This is a genomic window from Streptomyces echinoruber (genome assembly GCF_014651135.1).
GTDB lineage: Bacteria > Actinomycetota > Actinomycetes > Streptomycetales > Streptomycetaceae > Streptomyces > Streptomyces echinoruber.
On record NZ_BMWH01000001.1, the window covers coordinates 64,120 to 88,283 of the forward strand.

The 24,164-nt window shown below is 74.4% G+C and carries 21 protein-coding genes; 11 read left to right on the forward strand and 10 right to left on the reverse strand.

Features of this window, described 5'->3' with window-relative positions:
- Window positions 1-115: 115 nt before the first annotated feature.
- The 5 genes from IE225_RS00315 to IE225_RS00335 all read right to left on the reverse strand — a co-directional run bounded on the left by IE225_RS00315 (window position 116) and on the right by IE225_RS00335 (window position 4,155).
- Window positions 116-658 carry a type 1 glutamine amidotransferase domain-containing protein gene (locus IE225_RS00315; RefSeq protein WP_190055205.1) on the reverse strand — a complete coding sequence of 181 codons (543 nt, stop codon included), beginning with the start codon at window positions 656-658 and terminating at the stop codon, window positions 116-118.
- A 7-nt stretch (window positions 659-665) separates the two neighbouring features.
- Entirely contained in the window at window positions 666-1,325 is a 660-nt protein-coding gene (locus IE225_RS00320) for a diguanylate cyclase (protein ID WP_229879091.1), read from the reverse strand.
- A complete protein-coding gene (locus IE225_RS00325) occupies window positions 1,322-1,765 on the reverse strand; it encodes a CBS domain-containing protein (protein WP_190055206.1) in 444 nt (147 codons plus the stop codon). The genes IE225_RS00320 and IE225_RS00325 overlap by 4 nt, the downstream gene beginning before the upstream one ends.
- A gap of 91 nt (window positions 1,766-1,856) precedes the next feature.
- On the reverse strand, window positions 1,857-2,240 hold the full coding sequence (locus IE225_RS00330; protein WP_190055207.1) for a DUF2795 domain-containing protein: 384 nt from the start codon (window positions 2,238-2,240) through the stop codon (window positions 1,857-1,859).
- A 121-nt stretch (window positions 2,241-2,361) separates the two neighbouring features.
- Window positions 2,362-4,155 carry a thiamine pyrophosphate-requiring protein gene (locus tag IE225_RS00335; protein WP_190055208.1) on the reverse strand — a complete coding sequence of 598 codons (1,794 nt, stop codon included), beginning with the start codon at window positions 4,153-4,155 and terminating at the stop codon, window positions 2,362-2,364.
- 516 nt (window positions 4,156-4,671) lie between these two features.
- On the opposite strand from IE225_RS00335, the gene IE225_RS00340 reads away from it, so the two are divergent.
- From IE225_RS00340 to IE225_RS00355, 4 genes are all read left to right on the forward strand, one after another.
- On the forward strand, window positions 4,672-5,484 hold the full coding sequence (locus IE225_RS00340) for an RNA polymerase sigma factor SigF (RefSeq protein ID WP_190055209.1): 813 nt from the start codon (window positions 4,672-4,674) through the stop codon (window positions 5,482-5,484).
- 477 nt (window positions 5,485-5,961) lie between these two features.
- Window positions 5,962-7,023 carry a hypothetical protein gene (locus IE225_RS00345; protein ID WP_190055708.1) on the forward strand — a complete coding sequence of 354 codons (1,062 nt, stop codon included), beginning with the start codon at window positions 5,962-5,964 and terminating at the stop codon, window positions 7,021-7,023.
- A 205-nt stretch (window positions 7,024-7,228) separates the two neighbouring features.
- On the forward strand, window positions 7,229-8,476 hold the full coding sequence (locus IE225_RS00350) for an aminotransferase class I/II-fold pyridoxal phosphate-dependent enzyme (RefSeq protein ID WP_190055210.1): 1,248 nt from the start codon (window positions 7,229-7,231) through the stop codon (window positions 8,474-8,476).
- A complete protein-coding gene (locus IE225_RS00355) occupies window positions 8,473-9,630 on the forward strand; it encodes an MBL fold metallo-hydrolase (protein ID WP_190055211.1) in 1,158 nt (385 codons plus the stop codon). Before IE225_RS00350 ends, IE225_RS00355 begins: the two co-directional genes overlap by 4 nt.
- Window positions 9,631-9,646: 16 nt before the next feature.
- Here the strand turns inward: IE225_RS00355 and IE225_RS00360 are convergent, their stop codons facing one another.
- Both IE225_RS00360 and IE225_RS00365 read right to left on the reverse strand, forming a co-directional pair.
- Window positions 9,647-10,297, reverse strand: a complete 651-nt coding sequence (locus IE225_RS00360; RefSeq protein WP_190055212.1) for a DedA family protein — start codon at window positions 10,295-10,297, stop codon at window positions 9,647-9,649.
- A complete protein-coding gene (locus tag IE225_RS00365) occupies window positions 10,294-11,067 on the reverse strand; it encodes an MBL fold metallo-hydrolase (protein ID WP_190055213.1) in 774 nt (257 codons plus the stop codon). Before IE225_RS00365 ends, IE225_RS00360 begins: the two co-directional genes overlap by 4 nt.
- Window positions 11,068-11,165: 98 nt before the next feature.
- Here IE225_RS00365 and IE225_RS00370 point away from each other — a divergent pair, with 98 nt between their 5' ends.
- From IE225_RS00370 to IE225_RS00380, 3 genes are all read left to right on the forward strand, one after another.
- Window positions 11,166-11,606: a hypothetical protein gene (locus tag IE225_RS00370; RefSeq protein WP_190055214.1), complete on the forward strand. Its 441-nt coding sequence runs from the start codon at window positions 11,166-11,168 to the stop codon at window positions 11,604-11,606.
- 221 nt (window positions 11,607-11,827) lie between these two features.
- A complete protein-coding gene (locus tag IE225_RS00375; protein WP_190055215.1) occupies window positions 11,828-13,903 on the forward strand; it encodes a phage holin family protein in 2,076 nt (691 codons plus the stop codon).
- Window positions 13,904-14,123: 220 nt separating this feature from the next.
- Window positions 14,124-14,549 carry an OsmC family protein gene (locus IE225_RS00380; RefSeq protein ID WP_190055216.1) on the forward strand — a complete coding sequence of 142 codons (426 nt, stop codon included), beginning with the start codon at window positions 14,124-14,126 and terminating at the stop codon, window positions 14,547-14,549.
- A 175-nt stretch (window positions 14,550-14,724) separates the two neighbouring features.
- Here IE225_RS00380 and IE225_RS00385 read toward each other — a convergent pair whose 3' ends face one another.
- Window positions 14,725-15,585, reverse strand: a complete 861-nt coding sequence (locus tag IE225_RS00385) for a Sco1979 family transcriptional regulator (protein ID WP_190055217.1) — start codon at window positions 15,583-15,585, stop codon at window positions 14,725-14,727.
- Between the two features lie 197 nt (window positions 15,586-15,782).
- Between IE225_RS00385 and IE225_RS00390 the strand changes: the two genes are divergently transcribed.
- The 3 genes from IE225_RS00390 (at window position 15,783) to IE225_RS00400 (ending at window position 18,143) form a co-directional block, all read left to right on the forward strand.
- The gene (locus IE225_RS00390) at window positions 15,783-16,892 is read left to right on the forward strand and encodes an ADP-ribosylglycohydrolase family protein (RefSeq protein ID WP_229879092.1); all 1,110 of its coding nucleotides are present in this window, start codon (window positions 15,783-15,785) and stop codon (window positions 16,890-16,892) included.
- A 146-nt stretch (window positions 16,893-17,038) separates the two neighbouring features.
- Window positions 17,039-17,344, forward strand: a complete 306-nt coding sequence (locus IE225_RS00395; protein ID WP_190055218.1) for a 4a-hydroxytetrahydrobiopterin dehydratase — start codon at window positions 17,039-17,041, stop codon at window positions 17,342-17,344.
- A gap of 49 nt (window positions 17,345-17,393) precedes the next feature.
- Entirely contained in the window at window positions 17,394-18,143 is a 750-nt protein-coding gene (locus IE225_RS00400) for a class I SAM-dependent methyltransferase (RefSeq protein WP_190055219.1), read from the forward strand.
- A gap of 178 nt (window positions 18,144-18,321) precedes the next feature.
- Here IE225_RS00400 and IE225_RS00405 read toward each other — a convergent pair whose 3' ends face one another.
- Window positions 18,322-19,173: a phosphotransferase enzyme family protein gene (locus IE225_RS00405; protein WP_190055220.1), complete on the reverse strand. Its 852-nt coding sequence runs from the start codon at window positions 19,171-19,173 to the stop codon at window positions 18,322-18,324.
- Window positions 19,174-19,429: 256 nt separating this feature from the next.
- On the reverse strand, window positions 19,430-22,345 hold the full coding sequence (locus tag IE225_RS00410) for a glycoside hydrolase family 48 protein (RefSeq protein WP_190055221.1): 2,916 nt from the start codon (window positions 22,343-22,345) through the stop codon (window positions 19,430-19,432).
- 287 nt (window positions 22,346-22,632) lie between these two features.
- Here IE225_RS00410 and IE225_RS00415 point away from each other — a divergent pair, with 287 nt between their 5' ends.
- A complete protein-coding gene (locus tag IE225_RS00415; RefSeq protein WP_190055222.1) occupies window positions 22,633-24,129 on the forward strand; it encodes a cellulase family glycosylhydrolase in 1,497 nt (498 codons plus the stop codon).
- The last annotated feature ends 35 nt before the right edge of the window (window positions 24,130-24,164 follow it).

Sequence of the window (24,164 nt, forward strand, 5' to 3'; positions counted from 1 at the left end):
CGGCGGGCGCCGGCGCGTCGGGCGCCGGCCGGCCCGGTGGGCGCATAACGGCCCGGTGGGCACGGAACGGCCCGTGCCGGGTGCCGGGCGGTCCGCCCGGCACCCGGCCGGCGCGTCAGGCGGCCTGCTCGGCGAACACGTCGAGGAACGCCTCGCAGAACGCCTTCACATCGTCCGGTTTGCGGCTGGTGACCAGCTTGTTCGGGCCGTGGTCGCAGACCTTGACCTGCTCGTCGACCCAGGTGCCGCCCGCGTTGCGGATGTCCGTCCGCAGACTCGGCCAGCTCGTCAGCACCCGGCCGCGCACCACGTCGGCCTCGACCAGGGTCCACGGGGCGTGGCAGATCGCGGCCACCGGGCGCCCCCGCTCGAAGAAGGACTTCACGAACGCCACGGCCCTGTCGTCCATCCGCAGGAAGTCCGGATTGGCCACGCCGCCCGGCAGCACCAGCGCGTCGAAGGAGTCGGCCGAGGTCTCGCCGACCACCTCGTCCACGCGGAAGGTGTCCGCCTTGTCCAGGTGGTGGAACGCCTGGATCTCGCCGGGCTTCGTCGACACCAGCACCGGATCGTGGCCGGCGTCCTTCACCGCCTGCCAGGGGTCGGTCAGCTCGATCTGCTCGACGCCCTCGGGAGCGGCCAGAAACGCGATACGCATGACAGGTTCACCGTCCTTTCCGCGCGGCCCGGCGGGTCGCGTCACCCCCGGACCGCTTCTTCCTCGCTCGCGCCGCCCGCAGGCAGCGCACCAGCTCCTCGCCGTACGGCAGGAGCACGCAGGCGCCGATCGCGGTGGCGACGCCCGCGAGACAGCCGCGCGGCAGCGGGCGCCGGCGCGGCACCAGCCGCCACGCGTCCGCATCGCCCCGGCCCCCGCGCACCAGGGACCTGACCTGGTCGGCGTGCAGGCACATCAGCGAGGCCGGCGCGGCGAACGGCAGCGACTCCAGGAAGCTGTGGATGTGCTGCTCCAGCGGCTTGACCTCGCGGTCGCTCTCCACCGCCGTGCGCACGTCCCACAGCGCGGTCGCCTCGTGCACCGCGGCGCCGCCCAGCCGCACCGCCGGCAGCAGCGGGTTGACCTCGTAGCGCAGGGTCAGCGCGATGGGCAGGCCCACCTCGGCCATCATCAGGGAGTGGATCAGGGACTCCTTCGTTCCCGCCGTGTCCTCGATGCGGGTGCGCCGGTGCATCGCCCAGTCGGCGAGCCCCGGCACGAACCAGCCCGGCAGCAGCCCGTACAGCAGGTAGCGGATCGTGGCGTCGCCGACGTCGGCGGTGTCGCCGCCGCGCACCGCCGACTCGGCGGCCCGGGCGCGGCTCACGCGTCCGCCCCGCCGCCGGGGCCGCCGGCCGGCTCCGACCGGCTGATGTCGGCCGGCGCCGACCGCGGCTCCTGCGCCACGGCCAGGTCGCCGAGGCCGACCATGCCGACGGGCAGGCCGTCCTCGACGACCGGCAGCCGGCGCACGGCGTGTTCCCGCATCAGCGCCGCCGCCTCCGTCACCCTGTCGTGCGGTCCGACCGCCACCGGCTGCGGGGTGCACACCGCCTTGACGCTCACCTCCTGCGGGTCCAGTCCCTCGGCGACCGCGCGCACCGTGATGTCCCGGTCGGTGAGCACGCCGACGACGCTGTCGTCGTCCGCGACCAGGACGTCCCCGATGTCCTGGGTGCGCATCAGCCGTGCCGCCTCCACGAGCGAGGCGTCCGGGCGGACCGCGGCCACGCCCGGAGTCATGACTTCCCTGACGAGTTCAGCCATCTGTATGTGCCGGCCCTTCCTGGTTGTGGGGGGTGTGGTGGGCTGGTTGTGGGGGGTGTTGTGTGTGTGGGGGGGGCGGACGGTCGCGCGGCTACGCGTTCCCGCCGTCGGCCTCACCGGTCAGCGCCTCGGCCAGCTCCTGCACGTTCCCGTACCGGGCGCGGCGCGGCAGGCGCTCCAGCCGCTCGACGAGGGCGTCCGGCGCGTTGCCGCGGCGCAGGGCCCGCACCAGGTGGTCCCGGTCCGCCGGGAACGCGCTGCGCCCGAGGACGCGGGCCAGGTCCAGGCGCACCGCCTCCAGGGAACCGGGAGCGGCCCCGCGCACGTCGGTGAGCTGCGGGTCGTCCTCCGCGCCGGGCTCCGGGTCGTGCCACTCCTCGGTGCGGGTGGGGTGCCCGGAGCGGAGCAGCCCCTGCAGTTCGTGCTTCATCTCGTCGTCGCGGTGGACGCTCAGCCGGTCGCTGCCTCGCTGCATTGCTTCCCTCCGGATCGTTCTGGGGGACGGGCCTGCCGCGTACCCGGCGCCGCGGCGGCGACACGCCCGCCGCCGGGACGCGCGGGGGCCGTACGACGTCCCCTCCTGCCCGGCGCCGCCGCTACTTCCGGCCGCGGCCCGGCAGGAACTCCTGCATCTTCGCCTTCAGACCCTGCTTGGCCAGGTGGCCGCCTTCCGGGTCGCCCTTGAGGAGCGCGGCGGCCGTCGCCTCCATCTGCTCCCAGGTGGCGTGCGGCGGGATCGGCGGCACGGACGGGTCGGTGAGGAACTCGATCACCGCCGGGCCGTCCGCCTCCAGACCGGCCCGCCAGGCCGCCTCGACGTCCTCGGGCTTCTCCACGCGCACCCCGGTCAGGCCCAGGGAGCGGGCGAACGCCGCGTACTGCACGTCCGGCAGGGACTGCGAGGCCTCGAAGGACGGCGAGCCGCCCATGGCGCGCAGCTCCCACGTCACCTGGTTGAGGTCCTGGTTGTTGAAGACGGCCACGACCAGGCGCGGGTCCTCCCACCGGTCGCGGTACTTCGCCGCCGTGATCATCTCGGCGAGCCCGTTCATCTGCATCGCGCCGTCACCGACCAGCGCGATCGCGGGCCGGTCCGGGTGCGCGAACTTCGCGCCGATCGCGTACGGCACCCCGCAGCCCATCGTCGCCAGCGTGCCGGACAGCGACGCGCGCATACCGGGCCGCATCGTCAGGTGCCGCGCGTACCAGTTCGCCGTCGAGCCCGAGTCGGAGGTGACGATCGCGTCGTCCGGCAGCAGCGGGTCCAAGGTGCGGGTGACGTACTCCGGGTTGATGGGGTCGGCCGCGACGGCCGCCCGCCGCTCCATCACCTCGTGCCAGCGCCGCACGTTCGCGCAGACCGTCTCGTACCAGTCCCGGCCGCGGTCGGTGTTCAGCAGCGGGATCAGCCGCTCCAGCGTCGCCCTGGCGTCGCCGACGAGGTTCACCTCGTACGGGTAGCGCATGCCGACCATGTGCGGGTCGATGTCGATCTGCACCGCCCGCGCCTTGCCGAACTCCGGCAGGAACTGCGTGTACGGGAAGGACGAGCCGATCGTCAGCAGCGTGTCGCAGTCCCGCATCAGCTCGTAGCTCGGGCGCGTGCCCAGCAGGCCGATCGAGCCGGTGACGTACGGCAGTTCGTCGCTGAGGACGTCCTTGCCGAGCAGCGCCTTGGCCACGCCGGCGCCCAGCAGCTCGGCGATCCGCTCCACCTCGGCGCGCGCCCCGGCGGCGCCCTGGCCGACCAGGATCGCCACCTTCTCACCGGCGTTGAGGATCTCCGCGGCCCGCTGCAGCGACTCCTCCGACGGAACCGCGGTCCAGGCGCTGCGGTCCAGGCTGGAGGGCACCATCTTGAACTCGTGCGTGGGCGGCGAGTAGTCCAGCTCCTGCACGTCGCCGGGGATGATGACCGCCGTCGGGCAGCGCCGCGCGTACGCGGTGCGGACGGCCCGGTCCAGCACGTTCGGAAGCTGCTCGGGGACCGTCACCGTCTCCACGAAGTCGGAGGCGACGTCCTTGAACAGCGTGTGCAGGTCGACCTCCTGCTGGTAGGAGCCGCCCATCGCGGTCCGGTGCGTCTGGCCGACGACCGCCAGCACCGGCACGTGGTCGAGCTTGGCGTCGTACAGCCCGTTGAGAAGGTGGATCGCACCGGGCCCCGAGGTCGCCGTGCACACGCCCAGCCGGCCGCTGAACTTGGCGTAGCCGACCGCCTCGAACGCGGCCATCTCCTCGTGCCGTGCCTGAATGAACTTCGGCTGGTCCTCCGCACGCCCCCAGGCCGCGAGGAGGCCGTTGATGCCGTCGCCGGGGTAGCCGAAGACGTACTCGACCCCCCACTCGCGCAGCCGTTGCAGGACGTGGTCGGCGACCTTGGTGCTCATGTGCAGGGACCTCCCGGACTCGCTTCCGAACCTGGTGAAGGCACACGTGCGGACACGCACGGGCAGCAGGTGACGAGTGACCCGGTGCGCTGCCGGAAAACCTGGGGCGCCCGGCGGTCGCCCGGGCGGAGGCGGGAGGTTCCGGAGGGCCCGGGGCCGGTCCGGGCGCGGGGTCGGACGGCCGTTCCGGCGGCTCTTCCGGCGGCTCTTCCGGCGGCCGTGCTCCCCGGCGTCCGCCGGTGTTCCCCGGCGTTTTCCGGCCCGCGGGCCCCGTGACGTGCGGTGACCGCAGGCGTGGGGAACTGTGACGGTCACGGGCGTTTGGGGCCGCGGGCCCCGGGCAGGCGCACCCGGACCAGTGCTTCGGACCGGAGGCACGCCCGTGGGGGCGGCGGACGCGTCGCGAGGGCGCATCCGCCCACAGCCGTGACGCCCGCAACCGTGACGCCCGGATCGCGACCGCGCTCCCGCGGTGACCGTCCATCCCCGAGCACGCCGAGGGAGCTGCGACGCACCATGCGAACCCCAGCCCGCACAGCCCGCACAGCCCGCACGAAGCAGGCCACCACCAGGCACCCGCACGACGACGCACCCGACACGGAGGACGCCTTCCGCAGGCTCGCCGCCCTCCCGCCCGGCCCCGAGCACGACGCGGTGCGCGCGGGGATCGTGGAAGCCTGGCTGCCCATGGCCGAGCGCATCGCCGGCCGCTTCCGCAGCCGCGGCGAGAGCTTCGAGGACCTGCGCCAGGTTGCCGCGCTCGGCCTCGTCAAGGCCGTCGACCGCTACGACCCCGAGCGCGGCAACGCCTTCGAGAGCTACGCCGTCCCCACCGTCACCGGTGAGATCAAGCGCCACTTCCGCGACCACCTGTGGACCCTGCACGTGCCGCGCCGCGTCCAGGAACTGCGCAACCGCGTCCGCGTCGCCTGCCAGGAGCTGTCCACCACCGTCGGCCACCGGCCCGGCGTCACGGAGATCGCCGAGCACGCCGGGATGACCGAGGAGGAGGTCCGGGCCGGCCTGGAGGCGCTGGAGAGCTTCTCCGCGCTGTCGCTCGACGCGGAACTGCCCGGCAGCGACGACGGCTACTCGCTGGGCGACTCGCTGGGCGCCCCCGACCCGGCGCTGGACACCGTCGTCGACCGCGAGGCGGTCAAGCCGCGGCTGGCGGAACTGCCGGAACGGGAACGGACGATCCTGTACCTGCGGTTCTTCGGGGGCATGACGCAGAGCCGGATCGCCGAGCAGCTCGGCATCTCGCAGATGCACGTGTCGCGGCTGATCAGCCGGTGCTGCGACCGGCTGCGCGAGCAGGTGCTGCGCTAGCCGAAGGCCGTGAAGTCATGGCTCGGGCGGGGGTGTCCAGGGGGCGTAAGCTGCGGTTTCGCCGGACGTGAGGAGCGGAGCCCCGGTGGAACCGGCGGTCTGCCAGGACAAGCCGTTCACAAAGTTCGCACAGACAGACCGGAGGCTCCGCCGTCCGGACAACGTGCCCTCACGCGTGTCGTCACGGTGGCCGGACAGCGGCCATGCGCTCGGACCCGCGGACCCACAGGTGACGCGCTTCGTCCGGCGCCGGGCACATCGGCCGGCTCCACCGTCTGCCCGCCTGTCCTCCTGCCCGCCTGTCCTCCTCGAGCGCGACGGGACGGGGCCCCGGTGCCGCCCTTCCTCGCGTCACCCGCACGTGTGATGTGCTCCCGCTGAACGCGTGCAGCCGCGCGCGTCGCTGCCCGGCGCGGGCTCTCATGGCCGGTAGGCGGCACGACCGCCGTGCCGCCGCCGGTCGAAGGAGCCCGCCCCATGCGCCGCACCGCCCGTGCCCTGTCCGTCGCCGTCCTGGCCGGTGCCGCCCTGTCCGCCGCCGGCACCGCGGCCCGGGCGGAGCCGTCCGCGGGGGTCGGCCCGCAGTCCGTGCCACCCGGCGGCACCGTCACCGTCTCCGTGTCCTGCGACCCGGGCGGCAGCGTTGTGCCCGACACCCTGGAGGCGACGTCGCCAGCCTTCGACGACGGCACCGTCCGGCTCCGGCGGGTGCCCGGCGACGACGACCGCGCCGCCGCGATCGCCTATCGCGGCACCGCCCGTGTCGCCCCCGCCGAGGACCTGGAGGAGGACGTCGAGGGCCTCGGCCCGGACACCTCCTGGACGGTGGACGGCACCTGCCCGGCCCCGGCCGGCGGGCAGGGGAAGACGTGGCGCGCCGAGTTCCGGGTACAGCGCGGACAGGGTGGACTGGGCGGACCGGGCGGGCAGGACGGCACCGGTCAGGAGGACGGGCACGACGACGGGCAGGGCGGCTGGCACAGCGGCGGGCAGGGCGGCACCCAGAGCACCGGTGAGCGGCCCGACTGCGGGACCGTCGGGCCCGACGGCACCGGTTCCCGCGACGGCACCGGCTCCCGCGACGGCTCCCACAACGGCCGGACCCACGGCGCCGATTCCCCCGGTGCCGACCCCTACGGCTCCGATTCCCTCGGTCCCGATTCCCCCGGCATCAACCCCCACGGCTCCGACTCTCCCGGTCCCGGCGTCCCCGGCGTCGACTCCCGCAATGCGGAACCCCAGGACCCCGGTTCCCCTGCCTCCCAGACCCAGACCCAGATCCAGCCCCAGCCTCAAACCCAAGCCCAGACCCAGACCCAGACCCAGACCCAGACCCACACCCACGCCTCCGGCCTTCCCGACGACTCCTGCGGCGGTGTCCCGGCGGTCGGGCACGGCGTACGGGCCGGAGCGGGCGGCGCGTTCACCGCGTCGGTCCCGGCGCTGGTGGCCGGCGGGCTGCTGGTGGCCGGCGCGGCCGCGGGCGCCGGGTACCGCTGCACCGCGGGGCGCCGACGGCGCACGCGCGGCGCGGAGTGAGGGCGGCCGCGCCCGCGCCCCGCGTCAGCTCCCTGTGACCCGGGCAAACCCGACCGAGTGGCCATGAGGAGGCGGTGGGCGGGGTACGTGGTCCCACACGGCCGCAACCGCAGCACGCGCGGCACCGGTACCACTACCCACCGGTACCACACCGACAGCACGGCCGACGACGACACGACGCGGCCGGAGCACACGGAGGTTGGACATGCGGACGGATCCGGAGCCGGAGGGACACGGCCCCGTCCGCTACGGGCCCTCCCTGCCGGACGACGGCCTGCCGCCGCTGCCGGAACTGACCGACGTGCTCGCCGCGGCCGCCGGGCGGGCCGCGGAGCCCGTCGGCGGCGGCCCGGCGCTGCGCGAGGCCGCGTGCGGCCACTTCGCCCGCCGTGCCCTTCCCACCGGACCCGCCCGGGTGGCCGCCGCGCCCGGCGCGCCGCCCCTGCTGCTCGCCCTGACCGCCGCGGTGGGCGGTGACGTCCTGGTGCCCCGCCCGTGCGCGGCCTGGTGGGCGCCGTACGCGCGGCTGCTGGGCCGGCCCGTCTTCCACGTGGCGACGCCCGCCGAGTGCGGCGGGGTCCCCGACCCGTACGCCCTGCTGGAGACCGTGCGCCGGGTCCGCGCCGAGGGCGGCGACCCCCGGCTGCTCGTGCTCGCCGTCGCCGACGACCCCACCGCCACCGTGGCGCCGCCCGAGGTGGTGCACGAGACCGTCGAGGCCGCCGCCGCGGAGGGGCTGCTCCTGGTCAGCGACGAGACCTGGCGCGACACGGTGCACGCACCGCACGAGACGGTGCTGCTCGGCCCGGCCGAGATGCTGCCCGAGCGGGTCGTCGTCGTCACCGACCTGGCCGGCGCGCTGCTGCCCGGCGGCTGGCCCGCCGCCGTCGCCCGCTTCCCGGACGATGCCGCCGGCGGCGACCTGCACGCGCGCGTGCTGGACGTGCTCACCGCGCTCGACGCGCGCGTCGCCGCACCGGTCGCCGCCGCGGCCGCCTACGCGCTGGGCGACCCCGCGCCCGTCACCGCGCGCCGGGAGACCTCCGTACGGCTGCACGCGCACCTGGCCGCCGCCCTGCACGGCGCCGTCGTGGCCGCCGGCGCACTGGCCCGCCCCCCGCAGGCGGGCCGCCACCTGTACGCCGACCTGGAACCGCTGCGCGGCGCGCTGGAGAGACGCTCGGTCGGCGACGCGCAGGAACTGGAGGACTTCCTCACCGCCCGGCTGGGCATGCCCGCGCCGGGCGGGCACCGCTTCGGCGACGACCTCGCCGCCCCGCGCGTCCGCCTGTCCACCGGTCCCCTGCTGGGCGCCGGGGACGGGGAACGCGCCCGGCACCCCGATTCACCCGCGCTGTGGGAACAGCCTCAGGTGCAACGCGCGTTGAACCGGGTGAAGTCGGTCTTCGACGACCTTTGCGACGACGCTCAGCGATGGGAGCCTCCTCGATGACGCAGCAGTCCGAGCCGACCACGCCCACCATCCTCCCGGAAGCCGACGACCCGGCCTCCTCGTCAGCCCCGTCACTCCCATCAGCCTCGTCAGCCCCGTCAGCCCCGTCAGCCCTCACCTCCGTCTCGCCGCTCCCGCCGCTCGCCGAGCCCCGCCCCCTGGGGGAGCGGCGCATATGGCCCCGCACCTTCCACGACCGGCTGACCGCACCGCTGCCGGGGGCGAAGGCGTACGCCCGCTTCGTCCGCGAGGGGTCCCTGCGGCCCGGCAAGGAGGGGCTGGCCGACATTCCCCGGCTGCCCTGCGCGCCCGGTCCGCTGCCCCGCGTCGACGCCCGCACCGTCGCCGTCACCTGGGCGGGACACGCCAGTTGGGTGGTGCAGATCGGCGGCCTGACCGTCCTGACCGACCCGGTCTGGTCCCGCCGCATCCTCGGCACCCCGGCCCGCATCACGCCCGTGGGCGTGCCCTGGGAGGCGCTGCCGCCCGTCGACGCGGTCGTCATCAGCCACAACCACTACGACCACCTGGACGCCCCCACCCTGCGCCGACTCCCGCGCGACACCCCGGTGTTCGTGCCGGCCGGCCTCGGACGCTGGTTCCGGCGGCGCCGGTTCACCCGCGTCACCGAACTCGACTGGTGGGAGGCGGCCGAACTGAGTCCGGGGAGCGTCGCGGGCGCCCCGGTCGAGGGCGGTGGCGGGCGACGGGCGGCCGTCCGCTTCGACTTCGTCCCGGCCCACCACTGGTCCAAGCGCACCCTCACCGACACCTGCCGCACCCTATGGGGCGGTTGGGTGCTCACCGCGCCCGACGGGCAGCGCGTCTACTTCGCCGGCGACACCGGCTACGGCCACTGGTTCTCCCAGATCGGCCGGCGCTACCCCGGCATCGACCTGGCCCTGCTGCCCATCGGCGCCTACGACCCCCGCTGGTGGCTCCGCGACGTCCACTGCGACCCCGAGGAGGCGGTCCAGGCCGCCCAGGACCTCGGTGCCCGCCGCATGGCCCCCATGCACTGGGCCACCTTCGTCCTCTCCGCGGAGCCGGTCCTCGAACCCCTCCTGCGCGTCCGCGCCGCCTGGGAGAAGGCGGGCCTGCCCCGGGAGGACCTGTGGGACCTGCCGGTGGGGGCGTCGCGGATACTGGAGTAGCCCGCCGTCGTCCCGCTCACCCCGGGCGCTGCGACCGCTGCGCCGCCGAGGCCCCCCTGACCCGCCGCCACACGCCCGGTGCCGCGCTGATCAGGAGGGTCAGGGCGACGGCGGCGACGACGCCCTCCCAGGGCTCGGGGAAGAGGGAGCCGCCGAGGATGCCGATGAGCTGGTAGGTGACGGCCCAGGCGAGGCAGGCGGGGAGGTTGCCGCGGGAGAAGCGGCGCAGGGGCCACTCGGCGAGCAGGCAGGCCAGCATGACGGGGATGCGGCCGGCCGGCACCAGGCGGGAGAGGACCAGGACGGCTATGTCGTGCTCGGCGAGTTTCCCCTGCGCCTGCGCCAGCCGGTCCTCCGGGGCCCGCGCCCGCAGGGCCTCCAGCCGGCGCGAGCCGTTCCTGGACTTCATCCCCCGGCGGCCCAGCCAGTACAGCGCCGCGTCCCCGGCGAAGGCGGCCAGGGACGCGGTGACGAACACCAGCGCCAGCGAGAACGGCGCCGTCTGGTGGAAGGCGACCACGGCCGCCGAACTCACCAGCGCCCCGGTCGGCACCACCGGCACCAGCGCCCCGAGGAACACCAGCAGGAACAGCGACGGAAAGCCGAGCGCCTGCTGGGTGGACTCCGGCGGCACGCCCGACGTCACGGCGGCGGCCAGCCAGCTCACCGGGCGACCTCCAGCCGCACGCTCTCCCCGTGCCCGAGCCGGTGCACCGTCACCCCGGGCGCGTGCCGCGCGGCCAGGCGCGCGAACTCGTCGCCGGGCGCGTGGAACTCGTGCGGGCGCACGGCGTCCATCCCGATCGGCCAGTACGTGCCGTAGTGCACCGGCACGGCGCTGCGCGGCGCCAGCCGGGCCGCCGCGTGCGCCGCCCGGGCCGCGTCCAGGTGCCCCTCGCCGAGAAAGGGCCCCCAGCCGCCCACCGGCAGCAGCGCCACGTCCACCGGTCCGACCGCCTCCGCCATGCCGTCGAACAGGCCGGTGTCCCCGGCGAAATACGTCCGCGCCTCGCCCTCGACGACGTACCCCAGGGCGGGGCAGCGGCGCGGCCCGACGGGCAGCCGCCGCCCGTCGTGGCGCGCGGGCACCGCCCGCACGGACAGCCCGTCGACCGCCGTCGTGTCCCCGGCCGCCACCTCCGTGACGCGCAGGTGCGTCAGCCGCCGCAGCCCCGGCACCGCCCGGGGCGCGCCCCGGGGCACCAGCAGGCGCGTGCCCGGCGCGAGGCGCGCCAGCGACGGCAGGTGCAGGTGGTCGGCGTGCAAGTGGGAGACGAGCACCACGTCCGCGCGGAGCGCGCCGGGCGGGGGGAGCGCGCCGCGCCGGCGGCGCAGGTGCGCGAGCCGGCGCGCGCACAGGGGATCGGTGAGGACGCGGATGCCCGAGTCCTCGACCGTGCAGGTGGCGTGACCCCACCAGGTGACCTCCACCGGCACCTTCTTCGCCTCCTTCGCGCGCCTCCCGAAGAGCCTACGGGCAGGAGTAGGGTCGGCGGCGAAAACACCGGGGACAAAGGTGACAGGTGGGGGAGGCCATGGGCGAAGCGCGAAGTGCCGCCGGCCCCGGGGCCGGCACGGCATCGGTCCGGGTCACGGCGATCGCCAGTCTGACGCCGCTGGAGGAACTCGACAGCGACCCCTTCCTCGTGGACTCCCGCAGCCAGCACGCCATGTGCGCGCGCTGGGCGGCCGAGCACGGCTACGTCGTCGTCCGCGAGCTCCTCGTCCGCCGGCTGCGCCCCGACCACTGCGTACTGTGGGACGGCGTGCGGCCCGGCCGGGACGTGTTCGTCGCCCCCAGCCGCCGGGTGCTGGAGACGGCGCTGGCCGACGTGGAGGAGTTCACCGCCGAGTGCGCCCGGCGCGGGGTGCGCGTGGAGACGGTCGGCCGCGCCGAACCGGCGTACGACGCGCAGATGAAGGCCCGGGTGCACCGGCGGCTGTCGATGCCCACGGCCGGCTACGACGGCCGCTGACCGCCGGCATCACCACCACACCGCCGCCGGTGACGACGGCCGCCGACCATCGGCGCCACCATCCCCGCCGCCCCGGTCGCGGCGTCCGGCGCCGCGCCGTACGGGCCGTACGGCCGGCACTCGTCCGGGTGCGGTTCGGGCGAAGTCGGACGTGTGTCAGGGTGGAGGCGGGCCCACACCGACGACGGGCCGGGACGCGAGGGGTGCGAGGGGGACGGGACGTGCGCGCAGGACGGTGGCGGCCGGTCGCCCGGCAGGTGGGGCGGAGCATCGCGGTGTGGGCGGTCTCCACGCTCACCATGCTCGTGCTCGCCGGGCTCCTGCCGGACTTCCGGCTGCAGTCCCCGGACGGCGACAGCGCCACCACCATCGCCGTCACCGCCGCGTGCGGCGCCGGCGCCTTCGGCGTGCTGTCCGCCGTGGTGTGGCCGCTGCTGGTCCGGCTGCTGCTGCTCGTGCCCGCGCTCGTCCTGGGCCTGCTGGTGTTCTTCCTCAATGGCTCCCTGCTGCTGCTCGCCCTGCGCGTCAACCCCTCCGGGCAGAGCGAGGCCGCGCCGGAGACCGCCGTCATCGTGGCCGCCGTGATGTCCGCCGTCGCCTCCGCCACCGGCGGCGCCCTGACCGTGCGGGACGACGACGCCTACCGGCGCCGCCTGTACCGTCTCGCCGACCGCCGCCGCAGACCCCGGCCGGCCTGCCCGGCCACCCCGGGCACGGTGTTCGTGCAGCTCGACGGCGTCGGCCACGACGTGCTGCTGGACGCCGTCGGCAAGGGCCTGATGCCCACCGTCGCCCGCCGGCTGGGCACCGGGCCGGGCGAGGAGGCCACGCACCGGCTCAACCCCTGGCGCACCGACTGGTCCAGCCAGACCGGCGCCAGCCAGCTCGGCATCCTGCACGGCAGCAACGAGGACGTGCCCGCCTTCCGCTGGTACGAGAAGGACACCGGGGAGGTCGTGGTCTGCAACCGGCCGACCAGCGCCGCCGAACTGCAGCGGCGCGCCGCCGCCCGCGCCGGCCACGACGGGCTGCTCGCCGCGGACGGCGCCAGCCGCGGCAACCTGTTCAGCGGCGGCGCCGACGAGAACGCGCTGGTGCTGTCCGTCTCCGCGCGCCGCGACCGCCGCCACCGCTCCCGCGCCGGCTACTTCGCCTACTTCTCCGACCCGGCCAACGCCGTGCGCACCGCCCTGTCCTTCACCGCGGAGGTGGCGCGCGAGATCACCCAGTCCACCCGGGCCCGACTGCGCCGGCAGCGCCCGCGCGTCGGCCGCGGCGGCCTGTACCCCTTCGTGCGCGCCTTCGCCACCGTCGTCGAACGGGACGTCGTGGTCGCCGCGGTGATGGGCGACCTGCTGGCCGGCCGCACCGCGATCTACGCCGACCTCGTCGCCTACGACGAGGTGGCGCACCACTCCGGGCCGCGCAGCCGGGACGCCGAGCAGGTGCTGCAGCGCCTGGACCGGTCGCTGGCGCTCATCGAGAAGGTCGCCGAGCACGCCCCGCGCCCGTACCGCGTCGTCGTCCTGTCCGACCACGGGCAGAGCCCCGGCGAGACCTTCCGCGCCCGCTACGGCCTCAGCCTCGGCGAGCTGGTGCGGGCCGGCTGCGGGCTGCCCGTGCCGCGCAAGGCCGAGCGGACGCACAGCGGCGCCGAGGCCCGCGCCGCCGTCCGCGCCGCACTGCGCCGGCCCGTCGAGGAGGACGCCGGGCGGCACCACCCGCCGGTGCGGCGCGCCGAGCCGATCGTGCTGGCCTCCGGCAACCTCGGCCTGATCTCCTTCCCGGACGTGCACCACCGCATGACCAAGGAGGAGATCGACGCCCGTCACCCGGCGCTGCTGCCCACGCTCGCCCACCACCCCGGCATCGGCTTCCTGCTGGTGCGCAGCGAGGAGCACGGCGGGGTGGTGCTCGGCGCCCACGGCAGCGAGATCCCCCTGGACCGGCTCGACGAGGACCCCGGCCCGCTGGCGGTCTTCGGCCCCGGGGCCGCGGCGGCCGTACGGCGCACCCACGCCTTCCCGCACGCCGCCGACATCATGGTCAACTCCTGCTACGACCCCGCCGACGGCGAGGTCCTCTCCTTCGAGGAGCAGATCGGCTCGCACGGCGGACTGGGCGGCGCGCAGGCCCGGCCGTTCCTGCTCTCCCCGCTGGCCTGCTCCCCGCCGGTGGCGGAGGGCGGGGAACTCGTCGGCGCCGAACAGGTCCACAAGGTGCTGCGGCGCTGGCTGGACGAGGCCGGCGGGCCCCAGGTGCCGCTGCCGGCCGCACCGCGGCGGCACGCCGCCTGACCGGCCGCCCGGAAACCCGCCGGCCGCCCGGAATCCCGCCGGCCGCCCGGGATCCCGCCCGACCGGCGCCCGGGACCCCGCCGTTCACCGGGATAGGGGCCGGTGTTCCGCGTGCGGCGGACCGTGATGTGATCGGATGGTGCCGGGGAACCCGGGAACGCCCCTTCCAGGGCGGGAATCCGGAATCCGCTGGAACTCCAGAAGGCCGAAAGGACTCAACGTGGCAACCACGCGCACCGCACACACCGTCTGGGAAGGCAACCTGCTCGAGGGCAACGGCACCGTCACCTTCGACTCCTCCGGCATCGGCCGGCAGCCGGTGTCGTGGCCGTCCCGCGCCGAGCAGCCCGGCGGGAAGACCAGTCCCGAGGAGCTGATCGCCGCCGCCCACTCCAGCTGCTTCTCCATGGCGCTGTCGCACGCCCTCACCGGTGCCGGCACCCCGCCCACCAAGCTGGTCACCTCCGCCGACGTCACCTTCCAGCCGGGCGAGGGCATCACCGGCATCCACCTCACCGTGGAGGGCACCGTCCCCGGCATCGACAACGACGCCTTCGTCGCCGCCGCCGAGGACGCCAAGGCCAACTGCCCCGTCAGCCAGGCTTTGAAGGGCACCACCATCACCCTCTCGGCGAAGCTCGCCTGACGGTCGCGGGCACGCGCGACGCCGGGGCCCGTACGGAGCCGGCCCGGACGCACCGGACGGCGGCCCGGGCCCCGAACCCGCCTCCCGGCGGGGCGCCGGCCGCTCAGAACCGGTCGGCCGATCAGAACCGGCCCGCCGGTCAGAACCGGTCGGCCGGTCAGAACCGGTCGGCCGGTCAGAACCGGTCCCGGTACTCCCGCAGCAGCCTCCTCGTGCGCTCCGCCGACGCCGCGCCGGCCGACATGTGGTCCAGGACCTCCAGATGGGCGGAGACCTCGGTCCGGGCGTCGAGGTACAGAGCGCCGGTGAGGTACTCGGTGAACACCAGGTCGGGCAGCTCCGGCTCGGCGAACCGGAACAGGGTGAAGGGGGCGTACGTCCCCGGGTGCGGCCCGGCGGCGAACTCGGCGACCTGCACGGTGACGCGGTCCCGCTCCGTGTACTCCAGCAGCTTGTCCAACTGGTCGCGCATGACCTCGCCGCGGATGCTCACCGGCCGCCGCAGCACCGTCTCGTCCATGATCACCCACAGGTGCGGCGGATCGGGGCGCTCCAGCAGCCGCTGCCGCTCCATGCGCAGCGACACGTGCCGCTCGATCGCCTCCGGCCCGCCCTGCCCGACCGTGCCGGCCTCCAGGACGGCCCGCGCGTAGGCCTCCGTCTGCAGCAGCCCGGGCACGAAGTGCGGCTCGTAGGAGCGGATGATCCGGGCGGCGCCCTCCAGGCTCACGTACAGGCTGAACCACTCCGGCAGCACGTCGTGGTACCGCTGCCACCAGCCGGGCCGGTTCGCCTCCTCGGCGAGCCGCACGAACGTCCCCACCTCGTCGGGGACGACGCCGTAGGCCTCCAGCAGCACCTGCACGTACGGGATCCGCAGCGCGACGTCGGCCGTCTCCATGCGGCGCACGGTCGCGGACGTCACGCGCAGCACCTTCGCGGCCTGCTCGCGGCTGAGGCCGGCCGCCTCCCGCAACTCCTGCAGGCGTCTTCCCAGCACCACCTGGCCCACGGTGGGCGCGACCCGCCGCTCCACGCCACGCCTCCCCTGGTGCGCCCTTGCGCGCCCTGTGCGCCGATGTTTGGGGGCAGTCTGCCATGTCCCGCCTCCGGCTTCACCCGTGTCCCGCGGGAATCCTGACGGATCGTCGGCGACGGCGGCGACCCGGCTGCCGCCGCCGCGGGGACGCACGGGACAAGGGGGCCGAGTGACGGCAGAGGCGGGAGGGACGCGTGGACGAGCCGTGGTCGCGGTGGAACCGGAAACTGTCCTGGCAGGCCGCGGCGGTCCACCGGGCCCGGGTGCGCGGCTGCCTGCTCGGCGGCGCGCTCGGTGACGCCCTGGGCTGTCCGGTGGAGTTCCACTCCCTGGACCGGATCCGCGCCGAGCACGGCCCGCGCGGAGTGACCGGTCCGGTGCCGGACGGCACGGGCGTGGTCGGCCGGATCAGCGACGACACGCAGATGACCCTGTTCACGGCCGAGGCCGTACGGCAGGCCCACGAGCGGGAGCGGCTCAAGGGCATCGGCGGCGCCGCGCCCCGCCTGGTGCGCTGGGCCTACCAACGCTGGCTGGAGACGCAGCGCCGGCCCGCCCCGGACCCGGCCGCCCCGATGCCCCCGGAGTACGAGGGGCCCGTCGGGCGCCTGGTGACCGAGCCGTGGCTGTACGCCCGCGGCGCCCCCGGCAACGCCTGCCTGTCCGGGCTCGCCCGGGACTTCGTCCCCGACCCGGCCGCCGAGCTCGGCCCGCCCGGGCCGGTCAACCCCGGCTCCAAGGGCTGCGGCGCGGTGATGCGCTCGGCGCCCTTCGGGCCGGCGCTCGCCCCGGTGGAGCACGCCTTCGGCCTGGCCGCCCGCTGCGCCCGGACGACCCACGGCCACCCCACCGGCTCCTACGCGGCCGGCGCCCTGGCCGCCATCGTCTCCCACCTCGTCGACGGCGAGTCCGTCGAGGGCGCGGTGCTGCGCACTCAGCGGCTGCCGGCCCGGCACCCCGGCCACGAGGAGACCACCGCGGCCCTGCAGCGCGCCCTGGACCTGGCCGCCGAGGGCGCGCCGGACGCGGAGAAGGTCGAGCGGCTCGGCGCCGGCTGGGTCGCCGAGGAGGCCCTCGCCATCGGCGTCTACTGCGCCCTGGCCGCCGACCGCGTCACCGACGCCCTGCTGCCGGCCGTCAACCACTCCGGGGACAGCGACTCCACCGGCTCGGTGTGCGGCACCATCCTGGGCGCCCGCTGGGGCGACCACGGCCTGCCGCACGAGTGGCTGGAGCGCGTCGAGGGCCGCGACACGATCGCCTCCGTGGCCGACGACCTGGCGGCCGAAAGCGTGCGCACCTGAGCCGCCGGCGCCGTCCCGGCCGGCGCCGCGCCGCCGCTCCTGTGGCACGCTGAACCGGACCGGCGCACGCTGGACCGGACCGGCGCACGCTGGACCGGACCGGTACGAGGAGAGGCGCGAGCCGCAAGCGGGGAAGGAGCGCGGGCATGGCCGTCGAACCGCTGTCGCAGCAGGAGATCGAGGACCGGCTGGCGGACCTGCCCGGCTGGTCGCTGGAGGAGGGCCGCCTCACCCGCACCTACCGGCTCGCCTCCCACTTCGCGGCGACGGCCATGGTGGTGCATGTCGCCCAGGTGCAGGAGGAGCTGAACCACCACTCCGACCTCACCCTCGGCTACCACACCGTCTCCCTCGCCGTGCACACGCACAGCGCGGGCGGCGCCGTCACCGCCAAGGACGTGGAGCTGGCCCGCCGGGTGGAGGACCTCGCCCCCGGCCACGGGGCGAGCTGAGCGCCGCCCGCCGCACCCACGGCAAGGACCCGGGGGACAGGGGGGCCGCGTGCTGGACTACAGCAAGGAAGCCGACCGCTACGACGACCTGCGTGGCGGCGAGCCCAGGGCCGCGGCCGCCGCCGAGGCCGTCCTCGGCCTGGTGCCGCCGCACGCCCGCCGCCTGCTCGACGCCGGCTGCGGCACCGGCATCGTCACCCGGCGCCTGGCCGCCGCCCGCGAGGGGCTGCGGGTGTACGGCGCCGACCTGACGTACGCGATGGCCCGGCGCGCCGCCGCCCGGCTGCCGGGCGCCGTGGTCCTCGCCGACGCCCGCCGGCTGCCGTTCGCGGACGGCCGGTTCGACGCCGTCAGCACGGTGTGGCTGCTGCACCTGGCCGAGCGCCCGCAGGACGCGCGTGCCGTCGTCGGCGAGTGCGCCCGGGTGCTGGCGCCCGGCGGGGTGTACGTCACCACCGTCGACAAGGCCGCCGCCCACAACGTGGGCAGCGACATCGACGCGGTCCTCGCCTCCCGGCCGCGCAGGGCGGCCACGGACGAGGCGCGGGCCGTCCAGTCGTACGCCGCCGAGTTCGGCCTGGTCCCGGCCGGGCAGGCCCGCTTCCGCGGCCAGGGGCAGGGCCGCAGCCCCCGCCGGACCGTCGCCGACCTGCGGCGCGGCTGGTTCGTGACCCTCCCGCCCGGCGACCCGCTCTCCGAAGGCTTCGCCGAGCGCCTGCGGGCCCTGCCCGACCAGGACCGCCCGCGCCCCGACCCGGTGTTCACCCTGCGGGCGTTCCGCAAGCCGGCGGACGTGTGAGGCCCACGGCCGGCCGCGGGCCGGTCACCGCCGGATTGGCCGTGACCGGGGAGAACGGCGCGGGCGGCGGCAGAACTCCAGGAAGCCCGTCCGGTTCCTTTCCGGCTCGAGGTGACCGCAGAGCTTGTCCTCGCCCAGGTCATGGGCGGCGAACGGCCACGACCCCGAAGGTCCGCGATCAGCCCCGGGCATCCGGGCCGTTGCGTTCGAGCGCCGCTCGGATCCGGCCGAGCCACTTTATGCCCAGCCGGCGCCCGTCGGGGAATTGGTCGTCCCGGTCCCAGCGCCACGCCGTGATCATCGCCAGTACGAGGATCCGGCACGCGCGCAGCAGGTCCTGATCGACACCCGGATAGTGCGCGCCGACCTCTTCGGGCGCATGGGCGAGGTCGAACTCGACGGGCCCCCGGCAGCACGTCTCGAAGTCGATGAACAGCGGCCCGTCCTTCGTGGCGAGCACGTTGCCCGGGTGCGGCTCGCCGTGCAGGAGCTGCTCGGCGCCGCTGCGCTCGCCGATCATGCGTCCCAGGCCGCGCAAGGTGTCGCCGAGCAGCTCCCGGTCCGCGTCGGCGAGCGCCGGAGTGCGGTCGCGGTCCGCCACGAGGTGCCGGGCCTGCCCGACGCGATCCGTGAACCGCGGTGCCGGGACGTCGAGCCCGCGCATGCCGGCGTGCAGCCGCTCGAGCGCGTCGGCGTAGTCGGCCGGCGGGACCTCTCGGGGTGTCACGGGTGCGTAGTAGGTCCACAGCGTGACCACGAAGCCGTCGCGCTCATGGACGCCTGGCTCCGCTCGAGGTTCGAGAGCGGCCACGGGGCACCCGGATGCGGCGAGCCGCCGGGCGAGCTCGACCTCGAACCGTGCGACCTGCCGCGCCACGGGCGCCACCCGGGCCAGGACGTCACAGGGCAGCAGACGCAGAGTGAGCTTGTTCGAGTCGTGAAGAACGATCGCGTCGTCGGCCGTCAGGCCGAGCGACGAGGCGGTCGACAGGGCCGCGGCCACCGCGCGCGGGAGCTCCGACGCCTGCATCGTCGCCCGGCTCCTCTCCGCTGAGCGCCGCCGCACCTCCCCGGGCGGCGCGACCCGCGCACTCTACCGAGTTCTCGACCGAGTTCTCGACCGAGTTCTCGGAAAGACCTCTGCGGCCTCTCGAAGAACCTTCGGACATCCTCGAAAAGGCGGGCGGAAAGGCGAGGGCCGGGCGGCCCCCGTGCGGGAGGGGGCGCCCGGCCGTGGTCCCGCCACCCTGCGGCGGGACCGGTGACGCGGAGCGTTCAGCGGGGACTTATTCGAGGAGCTCCGCGTACGAGCCCATGGCGGTGGCGATGTCCGCCTGGGCCCAGAACCGGTGGTAGGTGAAGCTGGGCGCGGCACCGCCCTTGAGGTAGGCCTCGATCTTCGACCAGGCCGGGTCGTTCTTGTAGAAGGAGCGGATCGAGCTGAACGTCGACGAGGAGTTGATCGCGTCGCCGTTGGGCATCTTGCCGCTCCAGCCGCTGGGCACGTACACCGCGTCGCCGAAGCGGCTGTAGTCGCTGCGGGTCTCCGGGACGGCGATGCCCAGGCTGTCCTGGTAGTGGTCCCACATGCCGTCCAGCAGCGCCTTCGCCGTCGACTTCGCCTGCGCGTCACCGGACTTGGCGGCGTAGTACGTCAGTGTCTTGGCGTACGCGGCGGCCACGCCGACATCGTTGGTGTAGTCGGCGACCGTGACGTGCAGCCCGCTGTTGGAGCCGGGGGAGGAGGGGTTCCAGGTGTCGGGCTGCCCCGACCACTGGAGGGTGGAGGGGATCTGGTAGGTGCCGTCCGGGTTGATCGTGGTCTTGGACAGCGCCCACTTCACCCACTTGTCCAGGATCGCCTTCGCCGTGGCGTTCCCGGTCTGCTGGTAGTACTCGGCCACCCGCTCCATCGACCACGCCTGGAAGCCGAACCACTGGTTGGACGGCGGGTCGTGGTAGACGGGCTGCCAGTCGTAGTACATGCCGTAGAAGGTCGGCGTGCCGGACGGCGGGGTGGCGTAGCGGCCCTGCCAGCTGTTGGTCGCGCCGCCCGCGATGCCGCCCTCGGACGACTGCAGCCACTGGTAGAACTCCAGCTGCCGCTGCAGCGACTTCGCCCAGTCGGAGGCGCCCGTGGCCGACTTGGGCTTCAGGGCGGCGTAGGAGCTGAGCGCGTACGCGGCCAGCGGGTTCTGGTAGCCGCCGTGGACGTGGCTGGAGCCGATGCGCCAGGCCCAGCCCGCGGAGGTGTCCAGGGCGCCGCCCCAGGCGTAGTACCAGGACAGCAGGTAGTGCGAGGCGTCCTTGCCGGTGCCGGCCGGGCAGGAGGACGGGCTCGTGCAGTTGCCGATCTTCTTGAAGTACTTGTCGTACATGGCGTAGCGCAGGTAGTCGCCCATCTTCGCCGCCTTGGCGACGGTGGCGGAGACGGCGCTGCCCTTGCCCTGCTGCTTGGCCCACACGTCCGCCCAGTAGGCGGCCTGCACCGCACGCGCGTCGGCGTCCGGGGCGTCGGTGAACTTCCACTGCTTGGCGTACGACGAGTCGCCGGTGAAGAGGTCCAGGTAGCCGTTGGTGCCGCCGTACTTGAAGGCGTCGCAGGTCGGCTGCGGGACGGTCTCCCACACCGACTCCTGCGGGCCGCGCTGGAAGGTGTTGATGTACGACGGGCCGGTGGCCGTCGGACCGGCCTCGCATTTGCCGGGCTCGTTGCCGTAGCCGTAGACGTTGTCGACGTCCTGGATCCAGTGCATGCCGTAGACGTCGTCCGTGCCGTACGCGCTCTTCAGCTCGCCCGCGATCGGGTCGGAGCCGACCGGGACGCCGGTGTCGAGCTTGGCCGGGTACTCGTTCGGGGTGTCCAGCTCGGGCGCGTAGGTGGCCGGTTTGGAGGCGTTGTAGAAGGAGTTGGTGGGCTGGTCGGCGTGGGTGGGGATCATGTACTTCTCCATCAGGTCCCACGCGCCGTTGAACTTCGACCAGTCACCGGTGACCTTGCCGTACATCGCCTGCAGCCACAGCAGGTAGCTGTAGGCTTCCGACGTCGTCTCGTGGCCGTGGTCCGGTGCCTCGACGATCAGCGTCTCCACCGAGTGGTACGGGATGCCCTCGGGTGAGAAGTAGCCGTTCGCCGGGTTGGTGATCTTCCCGTAGAGGTCCAGGAAGCGGGCGTCGTACGCCTTGGAGGCGGCCAGTTCCGTCACCGTGACCGACGCCTTGGCGTGGCCGGGCGCCGTCGACTCGAAGGTGGCCGCGCCGGTGCCGGAGGAGTCGGCCGTGACGGTCACCTTCTGCGCGGTGTTCCAGTTCGACGGGGTGAACGTCAAGGTGGCGCCGCCGGTCACCGACAGGCCCGAGTTGCCGCTCGCCCGGGTGGTCGTCACCGTCACGTTGGAGGACGGCTGGGTGGACAGCTTCACCTCGTACGTGCCGGACTTGCCCTGCTGGACGCCCAGTTGGGTCGGCGAGGCCACGACGGCCGGTCCCGAGGCGACGGTGATGCCGACCGGCGTGGACTCCGCCGAGGCGCCCAGGCTGTCGTACGCCTTCGCCAGCAGGGAGTGGCTGCCCGCGGCCAGGTCGGAGACGGACAGCGTGTACGGCGCGCTGGTGTCGGTGCCCAGCAGCTTGGTGTCGTCGTAGAACTCCACCTTGGTGATGCTCGCGTCGTCCGCGGCCGCGGCCGTGGCCGCCAGCGGCACCGCGTCGCCCTGCGTGTAGGTGGCGCCCGCGGTGGGGCTGGTCAGCACGGTGACCGGCGGCTGGTGCGCGCCGGCGCAGGTGGTGCCGTTGACCGCGAAACTGGTGGGCGCGGTGTTGGTGCCGCTGTAGGTGAACTGCGCCCCGGTGGAGACGGCCGCTCCGGCGGCGATCGTCGCGTTGTACGAGGCGTTCTTCACCGTGACCGTCTGTCCGGACTGCGACCAGGTGCCGTTCCAGCCGTTGGTCAGCTTCTGGTTGCCGCTGTAACTGTACGTCAGCGTCCAGCCGTTGATCGCGTCCGTGCCGCGGTTGGTGAGCGTCAGGTCCGCGGTGAAACCGGAGCCCCAGTCGTTGGTCTTGTAGTCGACGCTGCACTGCAGCGCGGCCGCGTGCGCGGCCGTCGTGCCCGTCGACACCATCGCCAGGGGCAGGGCCAGGGCCGCCACCGCGGCGGCCCACAGCCGCCGTGCCGGACGGCGTCTGCCAGGGGGGTGCATGAGCTGGTTCCTCCTTGCGGCTCGGGAGAGGTGGGGGGAGGAGCGACAAGCCTTGAACCAGTGGGAGCGCTCCCATAGTGGGGACGGGGGTGAGGGTGGTCAAGGTGCTTGAAGGGTCGAAACGATTCGATGCGTCAGATGCCGCACACAGGGCGGAAATCTCGCCGAAACTCTGTGGCCCCTCTGGTCAACGCCGAGGCGCGGCGCTACCTTCACTCGCACCAGTGGGAGCGATTCCATCAGTCGGCGCGCCGCACCCGGCGTGCCCGAGCTGCAAGGAGTCGCTCATGCGACACCCCCCGCGTTCAGTCCTTTCAGCCGTCGCCGGCGCGGTCGCCCTCCTGGGCGCCGTGACGGTCCCGGCGGCCACGGCCTCCGGCGCCGCCCCCGCGTGCTCGGTGGAGTACTCCGTCACCAGCCAGTGGGACAACGGCTTCCAGGGCGCCGTGCGGATCACCAACAACGCGGCCGCGGTGAGCAGTTGGAAACTCACTTTCGACTTCTCCGGCGGCCAGAAGGTCAGCCGGGGCTGGAACGCCGAATGGTCCCAGTCCGGTACGACCGTGACCGCCGCCAATGAGAGCTACAACGGCACACTGGCGAGCGGTGCGAGCGTCAGCGCCGGCTTCCTCGCCACCTGGTCCGGCGGCAACCCGGCGCCGGGCACGTTCAAGCTCAACGGCACCACCTGCAACGTCGACACCGAGCCCACGCCGACCGATCCCACCCCGAGCGATCCCACGCCGACCGACCCCCCGCCGGCCGGCGGCACGGCACCCGCCCTGCACGTCTCGGGCAACAAGCTCGTGGACGCCGACGGCAGGCAGCGCCGGCTGCTCGGCGTCAACCGCTCCGGCGGCGAGTTCATGTGCGTCCAGGGCCACGGCATCTGGGACGGCCCGGTGGACGACGCGGCGATCCGGGCGATCGCCGACTGGAAGGCCGACGCGGTGCGCATCCCCCTCAACGAGGAGTGCTGGCTGGGCCTGTCCCACGTCAAACCGGAGTACGCGGGCGCCCATTACATCGCCGCCGTCAAGGACCTGGTGGAGCGGGTCGAGGCGCACGGCATGACCCCGATCGTCGAACTGCACTGGACCCACGGCCAGTACACCGGCAACTCGGCGGGCTGCTCCGACGTGCACGCCACCTGCCAGAAACCGATGCCGGACGCCCAGTACACGCCGTCGTTCTGGTCGTCGGTGGCGAGCACCTTCAAGGACGACCAGGCGGTGGTCTTCGACCTGTTCAACGAGCCCTACCCGGACCGCGCCACCTCCACCACCGCCCAGGCCTGGCAGTGCTGGCGGGACGGCGGCACCTGCCCCGGCATCGGCTACGAGGTCGCCGGCATGCAGGACCTGGTCGACGCGGTGCGCGCCACCGGCGCCAAGAACGTGATCATGCTGGGCGGACTGGCGTACTCCAACGACCTCGGCCAGTGGCTGACGTACCGGCCGGCCGACCCGGCGGGCAATCTCGCCGCCGCCTACCACGTCTACAACTTCAACACCTGCTCCAGTGAGAGCTGCTGGAACTCCACGCTCGCCCCGGTGGCCGCCCAAGTGCCGCTGGTGGCCGGGGAGATCGGCGAGAACACCTGCTCCCACGGCTTCGTCGACCGGGTCATGAAGTGGTTCGACGACCGCGATCTGTCCTACCTCGGCTGGACCTGGAACACCTGGGACTGCTCCTCGGGCCCGTCCCTGATCTCCAGCTACGACGGGACACCGACCGCCTACGGCACCGGGCTGCGCGACCACCTGCGCGCCCTGGCCGGATGACCGGTCACACCATCCGCACCACCCGCACTACCTGT

Bases quoted from the DNA above. Each gene is read 5' to 3' on its own strand.
- IE225_RS00415 (WP_190055222.1), top strand. From the start codon at position 22,633: ATGCGACACCCCCCGCGTTCAGTCCTTTCAGCCGTCGCCGGCGCGGTC.
- IE225_RS00325 (WP_190055206.1), bottom strand. From the start codon at position 1,765: ATGGCTGAACTCGTCAGGGAAGTCATGACTCCGGGCGTGGCCGCGGTC.
- IE225_RS00370 (WP_190055214.1), top strand. From the start codon at position 11,166: ATGGGCGAAGCGCGAAGTGCCGCCGGCCCCGGGGCCGGCACGGCATCG.
- IE225_RS00350 (WP_190055210.1), top strand. From the start codon at position 7,229: ATGCGGACGGATCCGGAGCCGGAGGGACACGGCCCCGTCCGCTACGGG.
- IE225_RS00330 (WP_190055207.1), bottom strand. From the start codon at position 2,240: ATGCAGCGAGGCAGCGACCGGCTGAGCGTCCACCGCGACGACGAGATG.
- IE225_RS00395 (WP_190055218.1), top strand. From the start codon at position 17,039: ATGGCCGTCGAACCGCTGTCGCAGCAGGAGATCGAGGACCGGCTGGCG.
- IE225_RS00405 (WP_190055220.1), bottom strand. From the start codon at position 19,173: ATGCAGGCGTCGGAGCTCCCGCGCGCGGTGGCCGCGGCCCTGTCGACC.
- IE225_RS00340 (WP_190055209.1), top strand. From the start codon at position 4,672: ATGCGAACCCCAGCCCGCACAGCCCGCACAGCCCGCACGAAGCAGGCC.
- IE225_RS00335 (WP_190055208.1), bottom strand. From the start codon at position 4,155: ATGAGCACCAAGGTCGCCGACCACGTCCTGCAACGGCTGCGCGAGTGG.
- IE225_RS00345 (WP_190055708.1), top strand. From the start codon at position 5,962: ATGCGCCGCACCGCCCGTGCCCTGTCCGTCGCCGTCCTGGCCGGTGCC.
- IE225_RS00410 (WP_190055221.1), bottom strand. From the start codon at position 22,345: ATGCACCCCCCTGGCAGACGCCGTCCGGCACGGCGGCTGTGGGCCGCC.
- IE225_RS00355 (WP_190055211.1), top strand. From the start codon at position 8,473: ATGACGCAGCAGTCCGAGCCGACCACGCCCACCATCCTCCCGGAAGCC.
- IE225_RS00315 (WP_190055205.1), bottom strand. From the start codon at position 658: ATGCGTATCGCGTTTCTGGCCGCTCCCGAGGGCGTCGAGCAGATCGAG.